At 68.2% G+C, this 25,165-nt stretch carries 25 protein-coding genes and 1 tRNA gene; 21 read left to right on the top strand and 5 right to left on the bottom strand.

Translation table 11 applies throughout. From position 1 onward, the window contains the following. The first annotated feature begins 37 nt into the window (after positions 1-37). Genes QTI68_RS15060 through QTI68_RS15050 form a run of 3 tightly spaced genes read left to right on the top strand, consistent with a single transcriptional unit; the run spans position 38 to position 1,275 of the window. Entirely contained in the window at positions 38-256 is a 219-nt protein-coding gene (locus tag QTI68_RS15060) for a hypothetical protein (protein WP_286522374.1), read from the top strand. Between the two features lie 20 nt (positions 257-276). After that, on the top strand, positions 277-480 hold the full coding sequence (locus QTI68_RS15055) for a hypothetical protein (protein WP_286522373.1): 204 nt from the start codon (positions 277-279) through the stop codon (positions 478-480). A gap of 36 nt (positions 481-516) precedes the next feature. Beyond that, a complete protein-coding gene (locus tag QTI68_RS15050) occupies positions 517-1,275 on the top strand; it encodes an SOS response-associated peptidase (RefSeq protein ID WP_286522372.1) in 759 nt (252 codons plus the stop codon). Positions 1,276-1,278: 3 nt separating this feature from the next. Here QTI68_RS15050 and QTI68_RS15045 read toward each other — a convergent pair whose 3' ends face one another. Both QTI68_RS15045 and QTI68_RS15040 read right to left on the bottom strand, forming a co-directional pair. Next, positions 1,279-1,668: a cupin domain-containing protein gene (locus QTI68_RS15045; RefSeq protein ID WP_286522371.1), complete on the bottom strand. Its 390-nt coding sequence runs from the start codon at positions 1,666-1,668 to the stop codon at positions 1,279-1,281. Positions 1,669-2,283: 615 nt separating this feature from the next. After that, positions 2,284-2,368 (bottom strand) — tRNA-Leu (locus QTI68_RS15040). A gap of 90 nt (positions 2,369-2,458) precedes the next feature. Here QTI68_RS15040 and rnr point away from each other — a divergent pair. Together rnr and QTI68_RS15030 are read left to right on the top strand one after the other, a co-directional pair. Continuing rightward, positions 2,459-4,744, top strand: coding sequence for a ribonuclease R (gene rnr, locus QTI68_RS15035; protein ID WP_286522370.1), 2,286 nt, complete (start codon positions 2,459-2,461; stop codon positions 4,742-4,744). Between the two features lie 16 nt (positions 4,745-4,760). Next, positions 4,761-5,522: an SDR family oxidoreductase gene (locus tag QTI68_RS15030; RefSeq protein WP_286522369.1), complete on the top strand. Its 762-nt coding sequence runs from the start codon at positions 4,761-4,763 to the stop codon at positions 5,520-5,522. Here QTI68_RS15030 and QTI68_RS15025 read toward each other — a convergent pair. From QTI68_RS15025 to QTI68_RS15015, 3 genes are all read right to left on the bottom strand, one after another. After that, positions 5,519-6,991: an NAD(P)H-hydrate dehydratase gene (locus QTI68_RS15025; RefSeq protein WP_286522368.1), complete on the bottom strand. Its 1,473-nt coding sequence runs from the start codon at positions 6,989-6,991 to the stop codon at positions 5,519-5,521. The genes QTI68_RS15030 and QTI68_RS15025 overlap by 4 nt on opposite strands. Positions 6,992-6,999: 8 nt before the next feature. Continuing rightward, a complete protein-coding gene (locus QTI68_RS15020) occupies positions 7,000-8,256 on the bottom strand; it encodes a D-amino acid dehydrogenase (protein WP_286522367.1) in 1,257 nt (418 codons plus the stop codon). 66 nt (positions 8,257-8,322) lie between these two features. Next, complete coding sequence (locus QTI68_RS15015) at positions 8,323-9,642, bottom strand: amidase (RefSeq protein WP_286522366.1); 1,320 nt, start codon at positions 9,640-9,642, stop codon at positions 8,323-8,325. Positions 9,643-9,867: 225 nt separating this feature from the next. Between QTI68_RS15015 and rpsB the strand changes: the two genes are divergently transcribed. The 16 genes from rpsB to QTI68_RS14935 all read left to right on the top strand — a co-directional run bounded on the left by rpsB (position 9,868) and on the right by QTI68_RS14935 (position 25,071). Further along, positions 9,868-10,623: a 30S ribosomal protein S2 gene (rpsB, locus tag QTI68_RS15010; RefSeq protein WP_286522365.1), complete on the top strand. Its 756-nt coding sequence runs from the start codon at positions 9,868-9,870 to the stop codon at positions 10,621-10,623. Between the two features lie 110 nt (positions 10,624-10,733). After that, positions 10,734-11,657: a translation elongation factor Ts gene (gene tsf / locus QTI68_RS15005; protein ID WP_286522364.1), complete on the top strand. Its 924-nt coding sequence runs from the start codon at positions 10,734-10,736 to the stop codon at positions 11,655-11,657. Between the two features lie 93 nt (positions 11,658-11,750). Beyond that, positions 11,751-12,473, top strand: a complete 723-nt coding sequence (gene pyrH / locus QTI68_RS15000; protein ID WP_286522363.1) for a UMP kinase — start codon at positions 11,751-11,753, stop codon at positions 12,471-12,473. Between the two features lie 13 nt (positions 12,474-12,486). Then, positions 12,487-13,050: a ribosome recycling factor gene (gene frr / locus QTI68_RS14995; protein WP_286522362.1), complete on the top strand. Its 564-nt coding sequence runs from the start codon at positions 12,487-12,489 to the stop codon at positions 13,048-13,050. A 1-nt stretch (position 13,051) separates the two neighbouring features. Beyond that, complete coding sequence (gene uppS / locus QTI68_RS14990) at positions 13,052-13,789, top strand: polyprenyl diphosphate synthase (RefSeq protein ID WP_286522361.1); 738 nt, start codon at positions 13,052-13,054, stop codon at positions 13,787-13,789. Positions 13,790-13,793: 4 nt separating this feature from the next. After that, a complete protein-coding gene (locus tag QTI68_RS14985) occupies positions 13,794-14,639 on the top strand; it encodes a phosphatidate cytidylyltransferase (RefSeq protein WP_286522360.1) in 846 nt (281 codons plus the stop codon). Continuing rightward, positions 14,636-15,823: a 1-deoxy-D-xylulose-5-phosphate reductoisomerase gene (ispC, locus tag QTI68_RS14980; protein ID WP_286522359.1), complete on the top strand. Its 1,188-nt coding sequence runs from the start codon at positions 14,636-14,638 to the stop codon at positions 15,821-15,823. The genes QTI68_RS14985 and ispC overlap by 4 nt, the downstream gene beginning before the upstream one ends. A 21-nt stretch (positions 15,824-15,844) precedes the next feature. After that, entirely contained in the window at positions 15,845-17,215 is a 1,371-nt protein-coding gene (rseP, locus tag QTI68_RS14975) for an RIP metalloprotease RseP (RefSeq protein ID WP_286522358.1), read from the top strand. A 40-nt stretch (positions 17,216-17,255) separates the two neighbouring features. After that, positions 17,256-19,667, top strand: coding sequence for an outer membrane protein assembly factor BamA (bamA, locus tag QTI68_RS14970; RefSeq protein ID WP_286522357.1), 2,412 nt, complete (start codon positions 17,256-17,258; stop codon positions 19,665-19,667). After that, positions 19,667-20,236 (top strand): OmpH/Skp family outer membrane protein, encoded by a 570-nt coding sequence (locus QTI68_RS14965; protein WP_286522356.1) that lies wholly within the window; start codon positions 19,667-19,669, stop codon positions 20,234-20,236. Before bamA ends, QTI68_RS14965 begins: the two co-directional genes overlap by 1 nt. Before the next feature lie 15 nt (positions 20,237-20,251). Beyond that, positions 20,252-21,238: a UDP-3-O-(3-hydroxymyristoyl)glucosamine N-acyltransferase gene (lpxD, locus tag QTI68_RS14960; RefSeq protein WP_286522355.1), complete on the top strand. Its 987-nt coding sequence runs from the start codon at positions 20,252-20,254 to the stop codon at positions 21,236-21,238. Further along, positions 21,235-21,681 (top strand): 3-hydroxyacyl-ACP dehydratase FabZ, encoded by a 447-nt coding sequence (fabZ, locus tag QTI68_RS14955; RefSeq protein WP_286522354.1) that lies wholly within the window; start codon positions 21,235-21,237, stop codon positions 21,679-21,681. The genes lpxD and fabZ overlap by 4 nt, the downstream gene beginning before the upstream one ends. Positions 21,682-21,691: 10 nt before the next feature. Further along, the gene (gene lpxA, locus QTI68_RS14950; RefSeq protein ID WP_286522353.1) at positions 21,692-22,480 is read left to right on the top strand and encodes an acyl-ACP--UDP-N-acetylglucosamine O-acyltransferase; all 789 of its coding nucleotides are present in this window, start codon (positions 21,692-21,694) and stop codon (positions 22,478-22,480) included. A gap of 8 nt (positions 22,481-22,488) precedes the next feature. Continuing rightward, on the top strand, positions 22,489-23,637 hold the full coding sequence (gene lpxB, locus QTI68_RS14945; RefSeq protein WP_286522352.1) for a lipid-A-disaccharide synthase: 1,149 nt from the start codon (positions 22,489-22,491) through the stop codon (positions 23,635-23,637). Continuing rightward, positions 23,609-24,277, top strand: a complete 669-nt coding sequence (gene rnhB, locus QTI68_RS14940) for a ribonuclease HII (protein ID WP_286522351.1) — start codon at positions 23,609-23,611, stop codon at positions 24,275-24,277. Before lpxB ends, rnhB begins: the two co-directional genes overlap by 29 nt. Further along, positions 24,274-25,071, top strand: coding sequence for a TrmH family RNA methyltransferase (locus QTI68_RS14935; protein ID WP_286522350.1), 798 nt, complete (start codon positions 24,274-24,276; stop codon positions 25,069-25,071). The genes rnhB and QTI68_RS14935 overlap by 4 nt, the downstream gene beginning before the upstream one ends. The last annotated feature ends 94 nt before the right edge of the window (positions 25,072-25,165 follow it).

Here is a 25,165-nt window from a genome sequence, read left to right as displayed (position 1 = left end):
ACTGGATAAAAAAACAGTACTTTGTTATTCTGGGCGCATGGAACGAGATGACTGGATTGCAGTCTGTGCCCACCAGCTGCAGCGCCAATGGCGCACCGTGGACCCCGATCAGCTCGACGAGGTGGCGGCCGATCTGTGGCGCGACCCGCGCTTGCGCGCCATGGCGCCGGCGCAGGCCGCCGTGGCGTGGCTCGCGCCTGTCGCGCACCTGTCGCGCCGGCCCGAGGTCGCCGAACGGCGTATGGGCGAGCCCTGAGCCCGATGGGAGAATTTCTCATGGACAAGCTCAGTGACGATCAACTGGCAGCGTTGGCTTTCGCGTGGCGGCGCCGGTCGCTGCAGGGCGAGCCGCGCGCCGGCGCGGTCGCGCACCGGATGGAAAAGGAACTCCAGCGGCGCTTCGGCGCGCCGTCCACCGTGGCGGCCGGGCTGGACGCCGCGCCGAGTTTGCGTGCGCGGCCCTGGTGGCGGCTCTGGTAGCGCCGGACCGCGGGCGTCGGGCAGTACATTGCGGACATGTGCAGCCACTACCAAGCAGAAAAGCGCCGCAAGCAGATCGAGAAGCACTTCGGCATCCAGTTGCCTCCGAGCTGGGAGCCGCCGCCGGGCGGCCTGCACATCTACCCGACCCAGCTGGCGCCCTTCATCCGCCGGCCGCGCGAGCGCGATTCGGGCGACGAGGCGGTGCCGGCCATGGAGATTGTCGAGGGCCATTTCGGCCTGCTCCCGGGCTTCGCGAAAGACGTGAAATACGGCGTGCGCACCTACAACGCCCGCGTCGAGACCGTCGACCAGCTCGCCAGCTTCAAGCACGCCTGGGCCCAGGCGAGGCATTGCATCGTGCCCTGCGAGGCGATCTACGAGCCCGACTGGCGCACCGGGACCCATGTCCCGACCCGCTTCACGGCCGCCAACGACGAGACCCTGGGCGTCGCCGGCCTCTGGGCGCCATGGAAGGACCCGGCCACGGGAAAGTGGGCCGACAGCTTCACGATGCTGACGATCAATGCCGACACGCACCCGATGTTCAAGGAGATGCACCGGCCCGATCCGGCGCGGCCGCTGCAGGCGCAGGACAAGCGCATGGTGGTGATCCTGCCGGAAGCCCAGTACGAGGCATGGCTCGACGCACCGGCGCAGCGCTCGATGGTTTTCATGAACCAGTTCCCGGCCGAGCGACTGGCGATGGTCGCCGAAGCACTGCCGCCGCCGCAGGCGAAGACGAGGCCGGCGCGAGCGGCTCCGGAGCCGCCGCCACAGTCGTCGCTGTTTTGACGCTCACGCGTCGTTGACCGTCTCGTGTTCCGGCGGCATCAGGATCTCGAGGAGCTCGCAGTCGTCCGACCAGCCCACGACCGTGTGCCGGATGCCGGGTGGCTGCACCCAGCTCGAGCCCTCGACCAGGCGGTGGCGCCCGACGCCCTCGAACTCGGTCTCGAACCAGCCCTTCAGGCAATACACCATCTGGAACTGCACGTCGTGGTGGTGCCGCACGCTCAGCTCGGAACGGAAGGGGGCGATCATGCGGATCACATGAACCTGCGCCAGCCCGTTCGTCGCCGCTGCCGCCCCGAGATCCCGGTAGGCCGAGTAGTCGCGCAGGCCGCCGCTCTTGAAGTCGGCCTCCTTGAGGTGGCTGACGACGAAGTGCTGTTGGGGAGTTGGCACCCTTGCTTCCATGCTGGCCCTCGCGAGGTCGTTGGGGGGCATGAATGAAACACCCAAAGCTCGCCGAGATCAAGCCGCGCGCCTGCCCGGGCAGTCGACGTGTTAAGGTGCAGGTCGGCGTCACGGCCGATGCAGATGCGCAAACCGCGCGTCTCTTGTGTCGTACGCAGCGGCCTCTTGCGAGCCCGCCCGCGCTCCGGGCCTCACGGCCGGGGCCCACTTCCATCCACTTCCGATCCTTGACTGCCTGGTTGAACGCCGCGCGCATCAGGCCGAGCGCCAGGTTCACCGTTGCGCGAACCCGGATGTTCAGGCTGCGCGCGATCCATTCATTGATATCGTGCGTCAGAATGTCGGAATGCCTCCTGCTCGCGGGGGGCGCCTTGCATCACTTCATGAGACGAAGCCCGTTCCACTTGCCTGCATCCGTGTCCTTGGCCACCGCCACCCCGTGCGGCGCGCGCACCATGGCGTGGAGCGAAGGGCTGCGGGCTTCGAAAGGCGACGTCGGATGTGGTGGTGCGAGCGAAGAGGGCCGTTTTTCGGCCGTGCGCGCGCTGGAAACAAAAAACCCCGGCAAGTCGAAGACTGGCCGGGGTTCTTGTGCTATCGCTATGGTGCCCAGAAGAGGACTCGAACCTCCACGATGTTACTCGCTAGTACCTGAAACTAGTGCGTCTACCAATTCCGCCATCTGGGCCCACATGCTGCTTGGAATGAATCCTTGCAGCAGGTTTTGAATTTCAGGAACGAAGGAGATCATATCAAAAATATTGGCCATTCCGGCGCCTTGCTGGATGAAATTGAAGGAACCGTCCAAGGACATCGCGACGGGCACGGTTTCGTACAACGCGATGACGGCGATGCCGACATCTATCTGCCCCCCAACGAAATGCGCGCGGTGCTGCACAAGGACCGCGTCAAGGCGCGGATCGTGCGCCAGGATCGGCGCGGCCGTCCCGAGGGGCGCGTGGTTGAAATCATCGAACGGCCCGAGCAGCCGATCATCGGGCGCCTGTTGCATGAAGGCGGCGTCTGGCTGGTCGCGCCAGAAGACAAGCGCTACGGCCAGGACGTCCTGATTCCCAAGGGCGCGACCGGCACCGCGAAGGTCGGGCAGGTGGTCGTGGTGCAGCTCACCGAGCCGCCCGCGCTGTTCGGCCAGCCGGTCGGCCGCGTCAAGGAAGTGCTCGGCGAGATCGACGACCCGGGCATGGAGATCGAGATCGCGGTGCGCAAGTACGGCGTGCCGCATGAGTTTTCCGAGGCCTGCCTGGCCGAAGCGAAGGCGATTCCCGACAAGGTGCGCCCGGCCGACAAGCACGGCCGCATCGACCTCACGGACGTGCCGCTGGTCACCATCGACGGCGAGGACGCGCGCGACTTCGACGATGCCGTGTATTGCGAGCCGGCCAAGGTCGGCCGCGGCAAGGGCTGGCGCCTGCTGGTCGCGATCGCCGACGTCAGCGCCTACGTGCAGACCGGGTCGGCGATCGACATCGATGCCTACGACCGCGCGACCAGCGTCTACTTCCCGCGCCGCGTGATTCCGATGCTGCCCGAGAAGCTGTCGAACGGCCTGTGCTCGCTCAACCCCGAGGTCGAGCGTCTTTGCATGGTGTGCGACATGCTCGTGGCGGCCGACGGCGAGATCTATGCCTACCAGTTCTACCCGGCCGTGATGTGGAGCCATGCGCGCTTCACCTACACCGAGGTGGCGGCAATCCTCGGCAACACGCGCGGGCCGGAGGCCCTGAAGCGCAAGGAGCGCGTCAAGGACCTGCTGAACCTGCACGACGTCTATCGCGCGCTGCTGAAGCAGCGCGGCAAGCGCGGCGCGGTCGACTTCGAAACCACCGAGACGCAGATCATCTGCGACGACGCCGGCCGCATCGAGAAGATCGTGCCGCGCACGCGCAACGAGGCGCACCGGCTGATCGAGGAAGCCATGCTGGCGGCCAACGTCTGCAGCGCCGATTTCATCGCCGAGGGCAAGCATCCGGGCCTCTTCCGCGTGCACGAGGGCCCGACGCCCGAGAAGAAGGAAATCCTGAGCGGCTACCTGAAGGCCATGGGCGTGGGGCTGTCGATCACCGACGACCCGAAGCCGGGCGAGTTCCAGGCGATCGCCGAGGCGACCAAGGACCGGCCCGACTCGCAGCAGATCCACACGATGCTGCTGCGCTCGATGCAGCAGGCCATCTACACGCCGATCAACAGCGGCCACTTCGGTCTCGCGTACGAGGCCTACACGCACTTCACGAGCCCGATCCGCCGCTATCCCGACCTGCTGGTGCATCGCGTGATCAAGGCCATCCTCGGCAAGACCAAGTACCAGCTGCCGATGCTGCCGACGCCGGGCGAGGCGCATGCCAAGCTGGCGAAGCGGCTGGCCTCGCGCGTCAAGGCGCCCACCAGCAAGCCGCAGAAGGCGACCGTCGCACCGACCAAGGAGACGCTGGCCTGGGAGGCCGCGGGCCTGCATTGCAGCGCCAACGAACGGCGCGCCGACGAAGCCAGCCGCGACGTCGAGGCCTGGCTCAAGTGCAAGTACATGCGCGAGCACCTGGGCGAGGAGTACGGCGGCGTGGTCACGGCCGCGACCACCTTCGGCATCTTCGTCACGCTCGACGCCATGTATGTCGAGGGCCTGGTCCACATCACCGAGCTCGGCGGCGAATACTTCAAGTTCGACGAGCACCGCCAGGAGCTGCGCGGCGAGCGCACCGGCATCCGCTATGCGATCGGCACCCGGGTGCGGGTGCAGGTGAGCCGGGTCGACCTCGATGGCCGCAAGATCGATTTCCGCCTGATGCGCGAAGGCGAGGAGCTGACCGCGCGCGCCATGAAGGACAAGGGCGCGTCCACCGGCGGCGTGCCGGCCAAGGCTTCGACCAAGCGCTCGCGCAGCAAGGCCGAGGCACCCTCCGAGCGCATTGAACGCGCGGAGCGCGGCGATCGGTCCGAGCGGGTGGAGCACGTCGCTGCGGCGGCGCCACAATCCGCGATGCAGGCATTCAGAACCGCCGTCAAGAAGGCGGCCAACAAGATGAAGGGGCGCAAGCCGCGCCGCTGAAACAAGGAGCACAGGAATGAGTGGAGACAAGACAAGCCGCATCGCGGTCGTCACGGGCGCCGGCAGCGGCATCGGTCGCGCGGCCGCGCTGGCCCTGCTGGCCGATGGCTGGAGCGTGGTGCTGGCCGGCCGCCGGCCGGAGCCGCTGGAGCAGGTCGCCAAGGAATCGGGCGCCGCTGCCAGGGCCCTGGCGGTGCCCACCGACGTCGCCGATGCGGCTTCGGTCAAGGCGCTGTTCGACGCGGCGGTCGAACGCTTCGGGCGGGTCGACCTGCTGTTCAACAACGCCGGCGTCGGCAACCCGCCGGGGCCGTTCGAGGACTGGACGCCCGAGCAGTGGCAGGGCGTGGTCGACATCAACCTGACAGGCATGTTCTTCTGCATCCAGCAGGCCTTCCGCACCATGAAGGCGCAGACGCCGCGCGGCGGCCGCATCATCAACAACGGCTCGATCTCGGCCACCACGCCGCGGCCCAACTCGATCGCCTACACCGCGACCAAGCACGCCGTGAAGGGGCTGACCAAGACCGCTTCGTTGGACGGTCGCAAGTACGACATCGCCGTCGGCCAGGTCGACGTCGGCAACGCGATGACCGAACTGGCCGCCCGGATGACCAAGGGCGTGCCGCAAGCCAGCGGCGAGATCGCGATCGAGCCCGTGATCGATGTCGCCATCGTCGGGCAATCGGTGCTCTACATGGCCAACCTGCCGCTGGAAGCCAACGTGTTGTTCCACACCATCATGGCGACCAAGATGCCCTTCGTCGGGCGAGGCTAGCGCAGGGGCAGGCCACCGCCCGCCAGCGCCCCGGCGGTGAGCGGGATGCCGGCGGGCCAGCGGTCGGCCAGATCGCCGTGCGTCCAGACGGCTTCGCAGGCCGCGGCCTGCGCCGGCCGGCCGGCGGCCAGCCGGGCGCCGACCATGCCCGCCAGCACGTCGCCGGTGCCGGCCGTCGCGAGCCGCGCGTTGCCGCTGTGATTGATCACCGGCAGTTCGCCGGCTGCGGCGACGACCGTGCCGGAGCCTTTCAGCACCACCACCGCACCGAAGCGCGCCGCCAGCTGCGAGGCCGCGCCGAGGCGGTCGGCCTGGACCTGCGCGGTGCTGGTGCCGAGCAGACGCGCCGCCTCGAGCGGATGCGGGGTCATGACCGTCGCCCGGCCGGCCTGTTGCCGGGCCAGCAGCTGCGCTTGCAGGCCGGCGTCGCCGGCCACGGCGTTGAGGGCGTCCGCATCGAGCACCAGCGTGCCCGCCTCGGCGAGCACGCGCGGCAGCACGGCGGCGACCGGGCTGCCGCCGCCGCAGCCGCAGACCACCGTCATCGGACCCAGGTCCAGCGCTTCGGGGCGGCGGAACATCAGCTCGGGCCGCAGCAGGTCGATCGGCGCGATGCTGCCGTCCAGGGGGGCGACGAAGACCCGTCCGGCGCCGGCCGAGAGCGCGGCCGTGGCAGCCAGCAGGGCGGCGCCGGCCATGCCGGGCGCACCGCCGACGATCGCGACATCGCCGTAGCTGCCCTTGTGAGAGGACTGCCGCCGGATGACGTCGGGCGTCGCCCCGGGCAGCCGCGCCACCGGCGCCTCGGCACCGGGGGCCAGGCCCAAGTCGTCGAACCAGACCTCGCCGGCGGCATCGCGGCCTTGAGCGGTGAAGAGGCCGGGCTTCAAGGTCAGCAGGCTCAGGCAGATTCGACGAGGTGCCGCCGACGCTGGCGCCGGGGGCGGCAATTCGAACGACAGCACGCCGGTGTCGGTGTCCAGCCCCGAGGGCGTGTCCACGCTCAGCACCGGCACCGGGCCGGCGTGCATGCGCTGCAGCCATTCGAGCATCCGGCCTTCGGGCGCCCGGGCAGCGCCGATGCCCAGCAGGGCGTCGATCGCCAGCTCGCAGTGCGCCGGGGGCGTTTCGGCAAAGACGACGCCGGCGTCGCGTGCGCGCTGCAGCGACGCGCGGGCATCGGCCGGCCGCCGCGCGTCGTCGCCGATGCAGCTGACGACCGGCGCGAAGCCGCGCGCGCGCAGTTGCGCCGCGGCCTCGAAGCCGTCGCCGCCGTTGTTGCCGGGGCCACAGGCGATCCAGATCGTCCGTGCCTGCGGCGCGATGGCCATGGCGAGGCGCGCCACCGCCAGGCCGGCGCGCTGCATCAAGGTGTGGGGCGGCAGCGCCGCCGCGGCCGCCTGCTCGATCCGCCGCGTGGCCGCGATGTCGAACAGGTAGCCGGTGCTGGCGGACGTGATGCGGTGCATGGGGCGCCTCAGTGTTGCAGCAGGCGCTCGATGCCGAGCCCTTCGAGGTCGATGCCGGGATCCTGACCGGCGATGAGGTCGGCCAGCACCCGCGCACTGCCGCAGGACAGCGCCCAGCCGCTCGAGCCATGGCCGAGGTTGAGCCAGACGCCGGGCACTCCGCTGGCGCCGAGGATCGGCGGGCCGTCCGGCAGCATCGGGCGTGCACCCTTCCACTGCTGGACGCCGGAGCGCAGTGTCACCGCGCCCGGGAACCAGTCCTGCAGCACCTTGTAGAGCGTCTGGAGCGAGGCCGGATTCAGCTTGGCCCCGGAACCGCCGAGTTCGGCGCTCCCGGCCACTCGCACGCGCAGTCCGAGCCGCGAGATCGCCACCTTGTAGCGCTCGTCCATCACGGCGCTGCGCGGCGCGTTGAGCGGCTCGCGGATCTGGGCACTGACCGAATGGCCGTACACCGGCGCCAGCGGGATGCGCAAGCCCAGCGGCTTCAACAGCGCGGCCGAGTCGACCCCGGCACAGACCACCACGGCGTCGAAGCGATGGGCCTCGGAACCCGCCGCCAGCGACAGCGAGGTCGGGGCCGACCGGCTCATCGGCGCCAGGTCGCAATTGAAATGGAACTGGGCGCCGAGCGCCTCGGCCTCCCACTTGAGCAGCAGGGCGAACTGCCGGCAGTTGGCGACTTCGTCGTCAGGCAGGTGGATCGCACCGGCCAGCGCCGTGTCCGTGCTGAGTGCCGGCTCGATCTTGCGGGCCTCGTCGGCATCGAGCTCGCGGAAGCTGGCGCCCGCGGCCCGCAGCACCTCGAGCCCGGCCTGCACCAGTTTTTTCTCGCGCTTGGAGCGCAGCAGCACCATGTAGCCGTCGCTGCGCTCGTACTCGAGTTCGCAGGCCTCGGTGATCGCGTGCAGGCGGTTGCGGCTGTAGAAGGCCAGGCGCTGCATCCGCGAGCGGTTGGCCAGGTAGGTCTCGAGCTTGCAGGCGCGCTGCCAGCGCGCCATGAAGCCGAGGTCCCGGGACGACAGGGGCCAGCGCAGCTTGATCGCGCCATGTGTGGACAGCAGCGAGCGCAGCACCTTGCCGCGCATGCCCGGGCCGGCCCAGGGGGTGACATAGCCGGGCGCGACCACGCCCGCGTTGGCGAAGCTCGATTCTTCGGCGGCGGCGCCGCGGCGCTCGAAGACTGCCACCTCGTGGCCGTCCGAGGCCAGCTCCCATGCTGTGGTGACGCCGATGATCCCGGCTCCCACGATCGCGATTTTCATTCGTTTCTTTGGCGGTGAAATTGTGGGTCGGCGCTTCCTCCGGAAGCTGCGCCGACCCTGCCGACTTTATAGCGCCCGTTCGACCTGCCGGGCGACGGCGAGCACGGCGTCGTCGTGCAGGGCCGCATGCCACAGCATCAGGCCCACCGGCAATTCGTCCGCGGCCTGGCAAGGCAGCGAAATGGCGCAGCCGTCGAGCATGTTGACCACCGAGGGGTTGCGCAGCAGCAAGCCGTTCAAGCGGAAGAACGCGTCGTCGCGCGCCTCGCCGGGCGCGACCTCGGCGACCGGCGGCGCCGTGACCGGCACGGTGGGCGACAGCACGGCGTCAAAGGGCGAGAGCGCGCGCTCCATGCGGCCGATCCATTCGTGCCGGGCCCGGACCAGGTCGAGGTACTCGTAGGCCTTCATCGTCGCGCCCTGCAGGATCCGCCGCGCCACGCGCGGGTCGTAGCCGGCGCCGCTGCGCTCCAGCAGCAGGCGGTGCCAGGCGTAGGCCTCGGCGGGCGAGAAGCCGCCGGTGGCGTTGATCGCCGGCAGGTCGGCCAGCGCCGGCAGGTCGATCTCCTCGATTCGGGCGCCGGCCGCGCCGAGGCGGCTCAAGCTTCGTTCGAAGGCCTTGGCGACCACGGGGTCGAGGCCGTCCTGGAACAGGGAACGTGACACGGCCAGGCGGTAGGCGGCCAGCGGCGCGGCGCCGGGTGTCACGCGGCGTGCCGCGAGGATCTCGTGCGCCGTGACCGCATCCCGCACCGAGCGCGTCATGGCGCAGATGGTGTCGAGCGTGGTCGACAGGGGCAGGGCGCCCTGCGTCGGCACCAGCCGGGCGGTGCTCTTGAAGCCGACGATGCCGTTGAGCGCCGCCGGGATCCGGATCGAGCCCCCGGTATCGGAGCCGAGCCCGACGAAGGCCGCGCCGCTGGCCACCGAGATCGCGGCGCCGGACGAGGAGCCACCAGGGATCCGCGCCGTGGCGGGATCGCAGACGTTGGCCGGGGTGCCGTGATGCGGGTTGATGCCGACGCCCGAGAAGGCGAACTCGGTCATGTTGGTGCGGCCCAGCAGGGCGCCGCCGGCGGCCCGCAGGCGCGCCACGGCGACCGCGTCGGCGCGGGCGGCCGGCGAATGGGCCAGCACCACCGACCCGGCCGGCGTGGGCTGGCCGGCGACGTCGAACAGGTCCTTGACCGAGAAAGCCAGCCCGGCGAGCGGCTGGCTCGGACGGGCCGCCGCGGCTTCCCGGGCGGCTTCCTCCGACAGGAGGCGCGTGAAGGCATGAGCGCAGGCCGGAGTGGCGGCGGCGGCCAGGCTGTGCGCCATTTCGGTGCGTGCGTCCGAGGAGTTCGTCAGCAGGGCGAGGCGGGTGGCGTGCAGGTCTGGGCGCATGGTGAGAGAGGGCAGGCAGGGGGTGGGAAGAGGGGGCGAAAGGCGCGGCGTGCTATACTCCTTGGGTTTCGCCCACTGGCCGCAATGCATTGCAAGGGTCATAGCAAGGCTCATTGAGCGAGACGCATCCGCAAACCAGCCCAATCAAGGTGTTGTGAGGCTTTTCCGAATGGAAAGACGCACAAAACGGGCTGGATTTTAGACCCAACCTTTGGAGTTATTCCTATGTCGACCACCATGCGCGAAATGCTGGAAGCCGGTGTCCATTTCGGTCACCAGACCCGCTTCTGGAACCCCAAGATGGCCCCGTACATCTTCGGCCATCGCAACAAGATCCACATCATCAACCTGGAAAAGTCGCTTCCGATGTTCCAGGATGCGATGAAGTACGCCAAGCAGCTCACCGCCAACCGCGGCACGATCCTGATGGTCGGCACCAAGCGCCAGGCCCGCGAAATCGTGGCTGCCGAAGCCCGTCGCGCCGGCGTGCCCTTCGTCGACACCCGCTGGCTCGGCGGCATGCTGACCAACTTCAAGACCGTCAAGACCTCGATCAAGCGCCTGAAGGACATGAAGGCCCAGCAGGAAGCCGGCCTCGACAGCCTGAGCAAGAAAGAGCAGCTGACCTTCTCGCGCGAAATCGCCAAGCTGGAAAAGGACATCGGCGGCATCCAGGACATGACCGCGCTGCCCGACGCCATCTTCGTGATCGACGTGGGCTTCCACAAGATCGCCGTCGCCGAAGCCAAGAAGCTCGGCATCCCGCTGATCGGCGTGGTCGACTCGAACCACTCGCCTGAAGGCATCGACTACGTGATCCCGGGCAACGACGACTCGTCGAAGGCCGTCACGCTGTACGCCCGCGGCATTGCCGACGCCATCATCGAAGGCCGCAACAGCGGCGTGAACGACGTGGTCAAGGCCGTGGCCGAAGGCAGCGGCGACGAATTCGTCGAAGTCGAAGAGGGCGCTTCGGCCTGATTCGAGCTCGCTCGAGCCTGAAGAAGGGGCTTGTTGCCCCTTTTTTTTAATCTGATTTTCGCGGCCGCCCCCGGGGCGCCCGCCACTGACAAACCGAACGGAGAACACTCATGGCAACGATCACCGCAAGCATGGTTGGCGAACTGCGCGCAAAAACCGACGCCCCGATGATGGAGTGCAAGAAGGCCCTGACCGAGGCCGACGGCAACATGGACAAGGCCGAAGAGCTGCTGCGCATCAAACTCGGCAACAAGGCTGGCAAGGCCTCGGGCCGCATCACGGCCGAAGGCGTGGTCACGGCCTTCGTCGACGGCGATGCCGGCGCGATGATCGAGATCAACTGCGAGACCGACTTCGTCACCAAGAACGACAGCTTCCTCGCGATGGCCAATGCCGCCGCCATGCTGGTCGCCAAGAACAACCCGGCCGACCTGGCCGCGCTGGGCGCCCTGGCCTACGAGCAGGACGGCTTCGGCCCCACGCTCGAAGACGTGCGCAAGGGCCTGATCGGCAAGATCGGCGAGAACATGAGCTTCCGCCGCTTCAAGCGCTTCGCCGGCAACGGCAAGCTGGCGTCTTACCTGCACGGCACGCGCATCGGCGTGATGGTCGAGTTCGAAGGCGACGACACCTCGGCCAAGGATGTCGCGATGCACATCGCCGCCATGAAGCCGGTCGCGATCTCGGCATCGGACGTGCCCGCCGACCTGATCGAAAAGGAACGTGCGGTTGCCGCCGGCAAGGCCGAGGAAGACCGCAAGGTCGCCGAAGCCGCCGGCAAGCAGCCGCAGCCGGCCGACATCGTCGCCAAGCGCATCGAAGGCGGCGTGCAGAAGTACCTCAAGGAGGTCTCGCTGCACAACCAGCCTTTCGTCAAGAACGACAAGCAGACCGTCGAGCAGATGCTCAAGGCCGCCAGCACCTCGATCAAGGGCTTCACGCTCTACGTCGTCGGCGAAGGCATCGAGAAGAAGGTCGACGACTTCGCGGCCGAAGTGGCTGCGCAGGTCGCGGCCGCCAAGGCTGCGGCCTAAGTCACGCCGCAGGGCGGCAGCGCCCGTGACGCGCTGCCGCTTTTTCACAGTCACGTCTTACACTCGCCCCCGCCAACTCCAAAGGATCCATCCATGTCAGAAGCCCGCCCAGCCCACAAGCGAATCTTGTTGAAGCTGTCGGGCGAGGCGCTGATGGGTGACGACGCCTTCGGCATCAACCGAGCGACCATCGTGCGCATGGTGGGCGAGGTGGCCGAGGTCGTGAACATGGGCGTCGAGGTGGCGGTCGTGATCGGCGGCGGCAACATCTTTCGCGGCGTCGCCGGCGGCTCCGTCGGCATGGACCGCGCCACGGCCGACTACATGGGGATGCTGGCCACCGTCATGAACGCGCTGGCGCTGGCCGACGCCATGAACAAGCAGGGCCTGATCGCCCGCGTGATGTCGGCGATCGCGATCGAGCAGGTGGTCGAGCCCTACGTGCGTCCCAAGGCCTTGCAGTACCTCGAAGAGGGCAAGGTCGTGATCTTCGCGGCCGGCACCGGCAACCCCTTCTTCACGACCGACACCGCCGCTGCGCTGCGCGGCGCCGAGATCGGCGCCGAACTGGTGCTCAAGGCGACCAAGGTCGACGGCGTCTACACCGCCGACCCCAAGAAGGACCCGGAAGCGACGCGCTACACCAACCTGAGCTTCGACGAAGCCATCGCACAAAACCTCGGCATCATGGACGCCACGGCTTTCGCGCTGTGCCGCGACCAGAACCTGCCGATCAAGGTGTTCTCGATCTTCAAGAACGGCGCCCTCAAGCGCGTCGTGATGGGCGAGGACGAAGGTACCCTCGTGCACGCTTGAGGAAAATGAATCCATGACCACCATTGCAGAAATCCGCAGCGCGACCGACGCCAAGATGAACCAGTCGCTCGCCGCCTTCCAGAACAACCTGACCAAGATCCGAACCGGCCGTGCCAACCCGGCGCTGCTGGACTCGATCCATGTCGACTACTACGGCTCCGCCGTGCCGCTGTCGCAGGTGGCGAACGTGTCGCTGCTCGATTCCCGCACGATCAGCGTCCAGCCCTGGGAAAAGGGCATGGGCGCCAAGATCGAGAAGGCCATCCGCGAAAGCGACCTGGGCCTGAACCCGGCGTCGATGGGCGACCTGATCCGCGTGCCGCTGCCGCCGATGAGCGAAGAGCGCCGCAAGGAAATGACCAAGCTGGTTCGCAACGAAGGCGAGAGCGCCAAGATCGCGACGCGTAATCTGCGCCGCGACGCCAACGACGCGATCAAGAAGCTGGTCAAGGACAAGCTGGCCTCGGAAGACGACCAGAAGCGCGCCGAGACCGAGATCCAGAAGGTCACCGACCGCCACATCGCCGAAATCGACCGCTTGGTGACCGCCAAAGAAGCCGAGATCATGGCCGTCTGACATGAAGAAGATCGCACCAGCGGTTCCCCATCACATCGCCATCGTCATGGATGGCAATGGCCGCTGGGCGACGCGCCGCTTCCTGCCGCGGGTGGCGGGGCACAAGCAGGGTGTCGAGTCCCTGCGGCGCTGCGTCAAGGCCTGCGCGGCACGCGACGTCCGCGTGCTGACCGTGTTCGCCTTCTCGTCCGAGAACTGGAACCGGCCGGTCGAGGAAGTATCCGGCCTGATGGACCTGATGGTCGGCGCCCTGGGCCGCGAGGTGCCGAAGCTGAGCCAGGACGGGGTGCGGCTGCACTTCATCGGCGAGCGCGGCGGGCTGTCCGACAAGATGATCGCCGGCCTGGTCCAGGCCGAGACGGCGACCGCACACAACACCCGGCTGGTGCTCAACGTCTGCTTCAACTATGGCGGCCGCTGGGATATCGCCCGCGCCGCGGCCCAGCTGGCGGCCCGCGGCGAGCCTCTGACCGAGGCCAACCTCGACGCCGCCATGGCGCTCGCCCACGTGCCCGACCCCGACCTGTTCATCCGCACCGGCGGCGAGCAGCGGCTGTCGAACTTCCTGCTCTGGCAGAGCGCCTATGCCGAGCTGTACTTCAGCGACAAGCTGTGGCCCGAGTTCGACGAGGCGGCGCTGGACGACGCCATCGCCGCCTTCCAGCGCCGGGAGCGCCGCTACGGACAGACCTCCGAGCAGCTCGGCGCGGCCGGCTCGCGCGACCAGCAGGCCGCCTGAGCGCATGCTCAAACAACGCATCATCACGGCGATCGTCCTGCTGGCGATCCTGCTGCCCGCGCTGTTCTACCCCTCGTACGTGCCCTTCGCCTGCGTGATGCTGGTGCTGATCGGCGCCGCCGCCTGGGAGTGGGGCCGCCTCAACGACTACGGCCCGCGCATGTCGCTGTTCCTCGGTGCCGAGATGGTGCTCCTGTGCGGGCTGTCCTGGTGGCTGGGCCTGCTGCAGGGCTCGCTGCTCGGCGTCTGGATCGTCGCCAGCGCGGCCTGGGTGCTCGGCGGCGCCGCGCTGCTGCGCGTGGCGGTGCCGGGATGGCCGCGCGTGCCCCGGGGCTTGCGCCTGGTCGGCGGATTGCTGGCGCTCTGGGTCGCCTGGCTGGCCGCGGTGCAGGCCCGCATGGTCGGCATCAACTTCCTGCTCTCGATCCTGGTGCTGGTCTGGGTCGCCGACGTCTTCGCCTATTTCACCGGCCGCGCCTTCGGGCTCAAGTTCACCCGCAGCAAGCTGGCCCCGACCATCAGTCCCGGCAAGAGCTGGGAGGGTGTCTGGGGCGGCATGGCCGGCGTGGTCGTGCTCGCGCTGGCCTGGGCCTGGAGCGACTCGGCCGCCCAGGCCGGCGTCGCCAGCCTCTACACGCGGTTGGCCGAACGCGGCTGGTGGCTGCTGCTGATCGGGGCCGTCTTCATGGCGGCCATGAGCGTGGTCGGCGACCTGGTCGAGTCGCTGATCAAGCGCAGCGCGGGCGCCAAGGACAGCAGCGCCTTGCTGCCCGGCCACGGCGGCGTCCTCGACCGGATCGACGCGTTGTTGCCGACGCTGCCGATCGCCATGATGTTGGCCTTCCTATGAATTCAGTCAAACAACGCGTCACGGTGCTCGGTTCGACCGGCTCCGTCGGCGTCAGCACGCTCGACGTGATCGCGCGCCATGCCGGGCGCTTCGAGGTCTTCGCCCTGTCGGCCGCCACCAAGGTGGACGAACTGCTGGCCCAGTGCGTGCGTTTCTCGCCGCAGTTCGCGGTGATGGCGAGCGCGCCGCACGCCGCGCTCCTGGCCGAGAAGATCCGCCACAGCGGCTTGCCGACCCGGGTGCTGAGCGGCGCGGCCGCGATCGAGGAGATCGCCGCGCACCCGCAGACCGATGCGGTCATGGCCGCCATCGTCGGCGCCGCGGGACTCGGCCCCTGCCTGGCGGCCGCGCGGGCAGGAAAGCGGCTGCTGCTCGCCAACAAGGAAGCGCTGGTGGTCGGCGGCGAGCTGTTCATGCGCACGGTGCACGAGGGCGGCGCCACACTGCTGCCGATCGACAGCGAGCATTCGGCGATCTTCCAGTGCCTGCCCGAGGACCGCGCCACCTGGGCCGAACGGGTCGACCACGTGCTGTTGACCGCATCGGGCGGACCGTTCCGGCAGCGCGATCCGCGCACGCTGGCCGAGATCACGCCCGAGCAGGCCTGCGCGCATCCGAATTTCTCGATGGGGCGCAAGATCTCGGTCGACTCGGCCACCATGATGAACAAGGCGCTCGAGGTGATCGAGGCTCGCTGGCTGTTCGACCTGACGCCCGAGCAGGTCAAGGTGGTCATCCATCCGCAGCAGATCATCCACTCGATGGTGCAGTTCCAGGATTCGTCGGTGATCGCGCAACTCGGCACGCCCGACATGCGGGTCCCGATCGCCTGCGGCCTGGCCTGGCCGGAGCGCATCGAGAGCGGTGCCGGCAAGCTGGATTTCGCGTCGCTGGCGGCCCTGACCTTCGAAGCCGCCGACGAGGCGCGCTTTCCCGGGCTGCACCTGGCATGGCATGCACTTCGGGCCGCCCCGGGCACCACGGCGGTGCTGAACGCCGCCAATGAAGTGGCGGTCGAGGCCTTTCTCGAGCGTCGGCTGCGCTTCGACCGCATTCATGCGGTCAACCTGGAAACTTTGGAGCGCGTGCGGCCCTCCAAGCTTTCGTCGCTCGGGGATTTGCTGGCCCTCGACGCCAGTGCCCGCGACGCAGCCCGTGCCACGGCGCTTCGTTTCGCGACCTGACCCACCAACCCGGGGAACCCGATGCTCACAGTCGTTGCCTTCATCGTCGCCCTCGGCCTGCTCATCGCCGTGCACGAGTACGGCCACTACCGGGTCGCGGTGGCCTGCGGCGTCAAGGTGCTGCGCTTCTCGGTCGGGTTCGGCAAGACGCTTTATCGCTGGCAGCCCAAGCGCCAGCATCCGGGCCAGACCACCGAGTTCGTGATCGGCGCCTTCCCCCTGGGCGGCTACGTGAAGATGCTCGACGAGCGCGAGGGCCCGGTGCCGGCCGAGGAGCGCCACCGCGCCTTCAACACCCAGCCGTTGCGCTCGCGGGCCGCCATCGTGGCGGCCGGACCGATCGCCAACCTGCTGCTGGCGGTCGTCCTCTACACGCTGGTCAACTGGATCGGCGTCCAGGAACCGGCCGCGACCCTGGCCCGGCCGGTCGCCGCATCGCTGGCCGAACAGGCCGGACTGAAAGGCGGCGAACACATCGCGCGGGCGGGCTTCGACGGCGAGCTCGACGCCGTCCAGTCCTTCGAAGACCTGCGCTGGCGCATGACCCGCGGCGCCCTCGATGGCCGCGACCTGACGCTCGAGATCGCGGGCGAGGGCGGGGGCCCGGCGCGCGAACTGGTGCTGCCTTTGAGCCGGATCGAGGCCAAGGATGCGGACGCTCAGATGTTCCGCAAGATCGGCCTCATCACGCCGATGACCCGCCCCGAGATCGGCGAGGTGATGCCCGGCAGCGCCGCCGAGCGCGCGGGACTGCGCAATGGCGACCTGGTGCGCCTGGTCGGCACGACGCCGATCGTCGATGGCCAGCAGTTGCGCGACATCATCCGGGCTTCGGTCGATGGCGGCCAGCCGCGCATGCAGACCTGGCAGGTCGAGCGCGGCGGGCAGTCGCTGCGCATCGATGTCACGCCCGAGCTGCGCGACGAACCCAGCGGCAAGATCGGCCGCATCGGTGCCTATGTCGGCGCGCCGCCCGCGATGGTGCTGGTGCGCCAGGGCGTGGTCGACGGCGTCTGGCGCGGCGTGGTCCGAACCTGGGAGGTTTCGGCGCTGACCGTGCGCATGATGGGCAAGATGGTCATCGGCGAGGCCTCGCTCAGGAATCTCAGCGGACCGCTCACGATCGCCGACTACGCCGGCAAGTCCGCCAGCCTCGGCTTGACGCAGTACATGGTGTTCCTGGCCCTGATCAGCGTGAGCCTGGGGGTGCTGAACCTCATGCCGCTGCCGGTCCTCGATGGTGGACACCTGATGTATTATCTTTGGGAGGGCCTGACCGGCAAGAGCGTCTCCGACGCCTGGATGGAAAGGTTTCAGCGCGGCGGTGTCGCGCTGCTGCTGGTCATGATGTCGATCGCACTCTTCAACGACGTCACGCGGCTCTTTGGTTAACTTTTCTGCCAGCCCTTTCCGGCCCTGGCGCAATTCACAGATGAACACAACAATCAGTCGCTTTCGCCTGCGCAGCGTTGCCGCGGTAGTGGCCAGCGCCCTGGCGGCCACGGCAGCCTGGGCGGTCGAGCCTTTCACCGTGCGCGACATTCGGGTCGAAGGCCTGCAGCGCGTCGAGCCGGGAACCATCTTCGCCTCGATGCCCTTGCGCGTGGGCGATATCTACAACGACGACCGCGGCTCGGCCGCGATCCGGGCGCTGTTCGACCTCGGCCTGTTCAAGGACGTGCGCATCGACATCAACGGCAACGTGCTGGTGGTGATCGTCGAGGAGCGGCCGACCATCGCCGACGTCGACTTCGTCGGCACCAAGGAATTCGACAAGGCGAACCTGCAAAAGGCCCTGCGCGAAGTCGGCCTGGCCGACGGCCGCCCCTACGACAAGGCGCTGGCCGACCGGGCCGAGCAGGAGCTCAAGCGCCAATACGTGAGCCGCAGCCTCTACAACGCCCAGGTCGTGACCACGGTCACGCCGATCGAGCGCAACCGCGTCAACCTGACCTTCACCGTGACAGAAGGCGAGCCCGCGCGCATCCGCGAAGTGCACATCGCCGGCAACAAGGACTTCAGCGAATCGACCCTGCTGAGCCTGTTCGACCAGGACAGCGGCGGCTGGCTCAGCTGGTACACCAAGTCGAACCAGTATTCGCGCGCCAAGCTCAATGCCGACCTCGAGACGCTGCGTTCGTACTACCTGTCGCGCGGCTACCTCGAGTTCCGCATCGACTCGACGCAGGTCGCGATCTCGCCCGACCGGCAAGACCTCTCGGTCACGGTCAACATCAGCGAAGGCGAGAAGTTCGTGGTCTCCGGCGTGAAGCTCGACGGCAACTACCTCGGCCGCGACGAAGAGTTCAAGACCCTGGTCACGATCAAGCCCGGCGAGCCGTACAACGCCGAGCAGGTCGCCCAGACCACGAAGGCCTTCTCCGACTACTTCGGCTCTTTCGGCTATGCCTTCGCCCGCGTGCAGGCCACGCCCGAGATCGACCGCACCACCAACCGGGTGGCGCTGACGCTCAAGGCCGAGCCCGAGCGCCGGGTCTACGTGCGCCGCGTGGCCGTGGGCGGCAACAACCGCACCCGCGACGAAGTGATCCGGCGCGAGTTCCGCCAGTACGAGGCCTCCTGGTACGACGGCGACAAGATCAAGCTGTCGCGCGACCGGGTCGACCGGCTCGGCTACTTCACCGAAGTCACGGTCGACACCCAGGAAGTTCCGGGCGTGCCCGACCAGGTCGACCTGACGGTCAACGTGATCGAGAAGCCGACCGGCTCGCTGCAGCTGGGCGCCGGTTTCTCGAGTGCCGACAAGATCAGCCTGACCTTCGGCATCTCGCAGGAAAACGTGTTCGGCTCGGGCAACTATCTCGGTGTTCAGATCAACACCAGCAAGTACAACCGCACGCTGTCCCTGGTGACGACCGATCCCTACTTCACCAAGGAAGGGATCTCGCGCACCATCAGCCTCTACACCGCGACCACGCAGCCTTACTACGGCAACATCGACGGCAACTACAGGCTGACCACCGAGGGCGGGAACATCCGCTTCGGCGTGCCGTTCAGCGAACGCGACACGGTGTTCTTCGGCGCCGGCGTGGAGCGCTACCGCTTCGACCCGGGCACCTCGTTCGCCGGCTACGTGCCCTTTTCGTACCAGCAGTACTTCGGCTGCATCGCGCCGAACGGCCAGCTGGGCGTGATCTATTGTGGCAACCCCACGGTCTCGGGGGTCCCGTTGTCCATCGGCTGGGCCCGCGACAATCGCGACAGCGCGCTGGTCCCGACCACCGGCGTGCTGCAGAGCGCCAACCTCGAGGTCGGCGTCGGCTCGGACATGAAGTACTACAAGGCCGGCTACAAGTACCAGCAGTACTTCCCGCTGAACAAGCAGTACACCTTCGCGATCAACGGAGACTTCGGCTACGCCGGCGCCTTCAGCGGCCAGCAGTTCCCGATCTTCAAGAACTACTACGCCGGCGGCCTGGGTTCGGTGCGCGGCTTCGAGCAGAACTCGCTCGGCCCGCGCGACATCCCGTTATTCGGCCAGACCGTAGGCGCGGCGCTGGGTGGCATCAAGAAGGCGATCTTCAACGCCGAACTGAGCACGCCGTTCCCGGGCGCCGGCAACGACCGCACCCTGCGCCTGTACGGCTTCATGGATGCCGGTAACGTGTTCGGCGACCGCACCCCCTGGTCGACCAACGCCCAATGGGATTCGATCAACAAGATCCGGGCGTCGGTGGGCCTGGGCATCAGCTGGATTTCGCCGCTCGGGCCGCTGCGCATCGCCTATGCCTTCCCGGTCGTCTACGAGAAGGGGGATGTCGCCCAGCAGATCCCGGAGGATAGAATTCAACGCCTGCAATTCCAGATCGGAACGACCTTCTAATGACTCCACTGCTTCGTGCCGCCGGTGCGCTGCTTGTTCCTGTCTTCATGGCGGCGGGGCTGCCGGCTGCCCATGCGCAGGAAACCTTCCGCATCGGATTCGTCAATCCTGACCGGGTGCTGCGCGAGGCGCAGCCGGCGAAAGCCGCCCAGGCCAAGCTCGAGGCCGAGTTCCTCAAGCGCGAAAAGGATCTGACGGCGCAGGGCGCGGCATTGAAGGCGGCTTCCGAGCAGTTCGAGCGCGAGGCTTCGACCTTGTCCGAGAGCCAGCGCGTGACCCGCCAGCGGCAGCTGGTCGACCAGGACCGCGACTTCCAGCGTCGCCGTCGCGAATTCCAGGAAGATCTGAACGCACGCAAGAACGAAGAGTTGCAGCAGGTCTACGAGCGCGCCAACCGTGTGGTCAAGCAGGTGGCCGAGGCCGAGAAGTACGACGCCATCCTCCAGGAGGCGATCTACATCAACCCCAAGCACGACATCACCGAAAAGGTGATCAAGGCGCTCAACGCCTCGAGCAACACGCCCACCAACACGTCGGCCAATGGGTCGACCCCGGCCGGCGGCAAGTAGCGCCGCGAAAACGGCGTGGCACTGCGGCTAGGCGCAATCGTTGAGGCCCTCGGAGGCGATCTCCAGGGCGACCCCGGGCTGTCGATCGAGCGCCTGTCGCCGCTGGCGACGGCCGAGGGCGATGCGATCGCCTTCCTGAGCCATCCCAAGTACCAGAAGGAACTCGCAGCCTCCCGGGCCGCCTGCGTGATCGTGGCCCCGGCGATGCGCGAAGCCGCCGCCGCGCGCGGCGCCTTCATCGAGACGCCCGATCCCTATCTCTATTTCGCCCGCCTGACCCAGCTCTGGAAGAAGGCCCATGCCAGGCCCGAGGCCCAGCGCATCCACCCCAGTGCGGTGATCGACCCCGAAGCCGTCATCGACCCCAGCGCCCGGATCGGCGCGCTGTGCGTGGTCGAGCGCGGGGCCCGCATCGGGGCCGACACGGTGCTCAAGTCCGGTGTCACCGTGAGCGAGGACTGCGTCATCGGCGCCCGCTGCCTGCTGCATCCGGGCGTGGTGATCGGCGCCGACGGCTTCGGACTCGCGCCCCATGAAGGGGCCTGGGTCAAGATCGAGCAACTGGGCGCAGTGCGCATCGGCGACGACGTCGAGATCGGCGCCAACACCTGCATCGATCGCGGCGCCCTCGGGGACACCGTGATCGAGGACGGTGTCAAGCTCGACAACCTGATCCAGATCGGCCACAACGTGCGCATCGGCAAGCACACCGCGATGGCCGGCTGCGCCGCGGTGGCGGGCAGCGCCACCATCGGCGCCCACTGCACGTTGGGCGGCCGGGCCGGCGTGCTCGGGCACCTGACGATCGCCGACCACGTGAACATCTCGTCGAACTCGCTGGTGACGCGCTCCATCCACAAGCCCGGCCACTACACCGGCGTGTTTCCCATCGACGACAATGCGACCTGGGAGAAAAACGCTGCCACGCTCAAGCAACTGCACAGTCTGCGGGAGCGCCTCAAGGCGCTGGAAAAAATGACGATGCAGGACAAGAAATCATGACGACGCTCGATATCCATCAAATTCTCAAGCTGCTGCCTCACCGATACCCGTTCCTCCTGGTGGACCGCGTGCTCGAGATGGAAAAGGGCAAGCGCATCACGGCACTCAAGAACGTGACCATGAACGAGCCCTTCTTCAACGGCCACTTCCCGCATCGCCCGGTGATGCCAGGCGTGCTGATGCTCGAGGCCATGGCACAGGCGGCGGCGCTGCTGTCCTTCCATTCGCTGGACATCGTGCCCGACGACAACACGGTCTACTACTTCGCCGCCATCGACGGCGCCCGTTTCAAGCGGCCGGTCGAGCCCGGCGACCAGCTCACGCTGGAGGTCGAGATCGAGCGCATGAAGGCCGGCATCTCCAAGTTCAAGGGGCGCGCGCTGGTCGGTGCCGAACTGGCCTGCGAAGCGACACTGATGTGCGCGATGCGCCAGATCAACTGATCCTGCCGGCATGACCCTGATTCATTCGACGGCGATCGTCGACCCGCAGGCCGAACTCGACCCGACGGTCAGCGTCGGTCCCTACGCCGTGATCGGCCCGCACGTACGGGTCGGCGCCGGCACCACGATCGGCGCGCACTGCGTGATCGAGGGCAGGACCACCATCGGCCGCGACAACCGGATCTTCCAGTTCGCATCGCTGGGCGCGGTGCCGCAAGACAAGAAATACGCCGGCGAACCCACGCGACTGGTCATCGGCGATCGCAACGTGATCCGCGAGTTCTGCACCTTCAATATCGGCGTGCCGGGGGCAGGCGGCGTCACGCGGGTGGGCAACGACAACTGGATCATGGCCTACACGCACATCGCGCACGACTGCCGCGTCGATGACCACACCACGCTCGCGAACAACACGACCTTGGCCGGCCACGTGCACTTGGCCGACTGGGTGACGGTGGGCGGGCTGACCGGTATCCACCAGTTCGTGTCGGTCGGTGCCCATGCGATGCTCGGTTTTGCCAGCGCGGTCTCGCAGGACGTGCCGCCCTTCATGCTGGTGGACGGCAATCCGCTCGCCGTGCGCGGGTTCAACGTGGTCGGCTTGCGCCGCCGGGAGTTCTCGCCCGCCCGGATCGCGGCGGTCAAGCAGATGCACCGCCTGTTGTACCGGCAGGGCAAGACGCTGGACGAGGCACGCATCGCGATCGAGGCGCTGGCCGCCGAAACGCCCGAATCGGCGCCCGACGTCGCGGTGATGAGCGAATTTCTCGCCGGCGCCACCCGCGGCATCGCGCGCTGAGTTGTCGCATGCCTGAAACGCAGCGGCAGTTTTCGCTGGTCGCCGGCGAGGCTTCGGGCGACCTGCTGGCGGGCCTGATGCTCGATGGCCTGCAGGCGCGCTGGCCCGCGATGAAGGCCGTCGGCATCGGGGGACCCCAGATGCTCTCGCGCGGTTTCGAAAGCTGGTGGCCGCAGGAGAAGCTCGCCGTCAGCGGCTATGTCGAGGTGCTGCGGCACTACGCCGAGATCGCCGGCATCCGGCGCCAGTTGCGGGCCCGGCTGCTGCGCGAGCGGCCCGAGATCTTCATCGGTGTCGACGCGCCCGATTTCAACCTCGATCTCGAAGCCGGCCTGCGCGAGCGCGGCATCAAGACCGCGCATTTCGTCTGTCCCTCGATCTGGGCCTGGCGGCCGGAGCGGGTCGTCAAGCTGCGCGCGGCCGCCGACCACGTGCTGTGCATCTTCCCGTTCGAGCCGGCCTTGCTCGAGCAGCACGGGATTGCCGCCACCTACGTGGGCCATCCGCTGGCCAAGGTGATCCCGATGACGCCCGATCGCGAGGCCGCGCGCAAGGCGCTCGGGCTCGACCCGGACGCCGAAGTGGTCGCCATCCTGCCCGGCAGCCGGCGCTCGGAAGTGCGCCAGCTGGCGCCCATGTTCTTCGCCGCCGCCGCCCTCATGCTGACAGCGCGGCCCGGGCTGCGCTTCATCTGCCCGGTGTTGCCGAACCTGCGCCCGGAGATGGAGCAGATCCTGGGCGCCAGCGAGCTGGCCGGCCGCGTGACCCTGCTCGACCGCCAGTCCCACGCCGCGCTGGCGGCGTGCGACGTCACGCTGATCGCCAGCGGCACGGCGACCCTCGAGGCGGCGCTGTTCAAGCGCCCCATGGTGATCTCCTACCGCGTGAACTCGCTGACCTGGCGGCTGGTGATGCAGCGCAAGCAGCTGCAGCCGTGGGTCGGCCTTCCCAACATCCTCAGCGGCGAGTTCGTGGTGCCCGAAATTCTCCAGGACGCCGCCACGCCGCAGGCGCTGGCCGAGGCGACGCTGGCCTGGCTGGCTTCACCGGACAAGGTTCACGCCTTGCAACAACGTTTTTGCGCGATGCATGCCGAATTGCTGCGCGATACGCCCACACTGTGCGCCGATGCGATCCAGAAAGTTCTTGCAGGCTGAGCAGGCGACGCTGGTCTGGGACGGTCCCGGCCTCATGGCCGGGGTCGACGAGGCCGGCCGTGGCCCGCTGGCCGGGCCGGTGGTGGCGGCGGCCGTCATCCTCGACGACCTGCGGCCGATCCGTGGCCTGGCCGATTCCAAGACGCTGACCGCCCGGCAGCGCGAGCGCCTGCACGACCAGATCCTGGCCAAGGCGCTGTGCTGCTCGGTGGCGCAGGCCAGCGTCGAGGAGATCGACACCCACAACATCCTGCAGGCCACGATGCTGGCGATGCGGCGCGCGGTCGAGGGGCTGCGGCTGAAGCCGGTCAAGGTGCTGGTCGACGGCAACCGGCTGCCGACGCTGAACGTGCTGGCCGAAGCCATCGTCAAGGGTGACGCCCGGGTCAAGGCGATCTCGGCTGCCTCGATCCTGGCCAAGGTGCACCGCGACCGGCTGTGCGAGGAACTGCACGCCGAATTTCCGCACTACGGCTTTGCCGGCCACAAGGGCTACGGAACGCCGGAGCACCTCGAGGCGCTGCTGCGCCACGGCGCCTGCGTCCACCACCGCAAGTCGTTCAGCCCGGTCGCCGCGGCGCTGGCGCGCGTCTCCGCACCGGCCGAGGATATGGCCAGTTTTGGTGGAGACCTTCGATGAGCGTCGACGAGGTCAGCCACGTCACGTCGAAGGACAACCCGCTGCTCAAGGAATTGCGCAAGCTGGCGCACGACCCCGGCGCCTACCGCAAGGCCGGCCGGATCTGGCTCGAAGGCGACCACCTGTGCCGGGCGGCCCGCGAGCGCGGCGTGCGGCCGGCGGTGGCCGTGTTCGCCGAATCGCTCTGGCCCGCGGCGCGCCACGAATGGGCCGGCGCCGCGCCGAAGACGGTGGTGCTGGCCGATGCCTTGCTGGCGGGCGTCAGCGGGCTCGAATCGCCGGCGCCGATGGGTTTCGTGCTCGACCTGCCGGACCGGCCCGCGGTCGCGCCGAGGTCGCCCACCGTGGTGCTCGATCGGCTGCAGGATGCCGGCAACGTGGGCTCGATCCTGCGCAGCGCCGCCGCCTTCGGCTTTGCGCAGGTCATCGCGCTCAAGGGCACGGCGGCGCTGTGGGCGCCCAAGGTGCTGCGCGCCGGCATGGGGGCGCATTTCGGCCTGCGGCTGATCGAAGGGGTCGAGATCGAGGTCCTCGATGCGCTCGAAGTGCCGATGATCGCCACCAGCTCGCACCGCGGCGACTGGCTGCACCGGGCCGAACTGCCATTTCCCTGCGCCTGGCTGATGGGGCATGAAGGGCAGGGCGTGTCGGCTGCCCTGGAGGCGCGGGCGGCGCGCCATGTCCGCATCGCCCAGCCGGGTGGCGAAGAGTCGCTCAACGTCGCCGCGGCGGCGGCGATCTGCTTGTATGCAAGTGCTGCCGCAGCAGATTCCAGGGCCGCGGGCCGGCTATAATCAAGGGCTTTCCCGCTCACACCCCGCCCACAGCGCACGCAAGCCAACTCCTCGACGAAGGTCGCAGCCCAAAGTCTTTCTTGGGTTCGCTTTG

Origin of the sequence: Variovorax sp. J31P207, from assembly GCF_030316965.1 — a bacterium.
Classification (GTDB): Bacteria; Pseudomonadota; Gammaproteobacteria; order Burkholderiales; family Burkholderiaceae_C; genus Variovorax; species Variovorax ginsengisoli_B.
The sequence above is the reverse complement of the archived record's forward strand: the minus strand, read 5'-3'. Positions and strand labels throughout refer to the sequence as shown.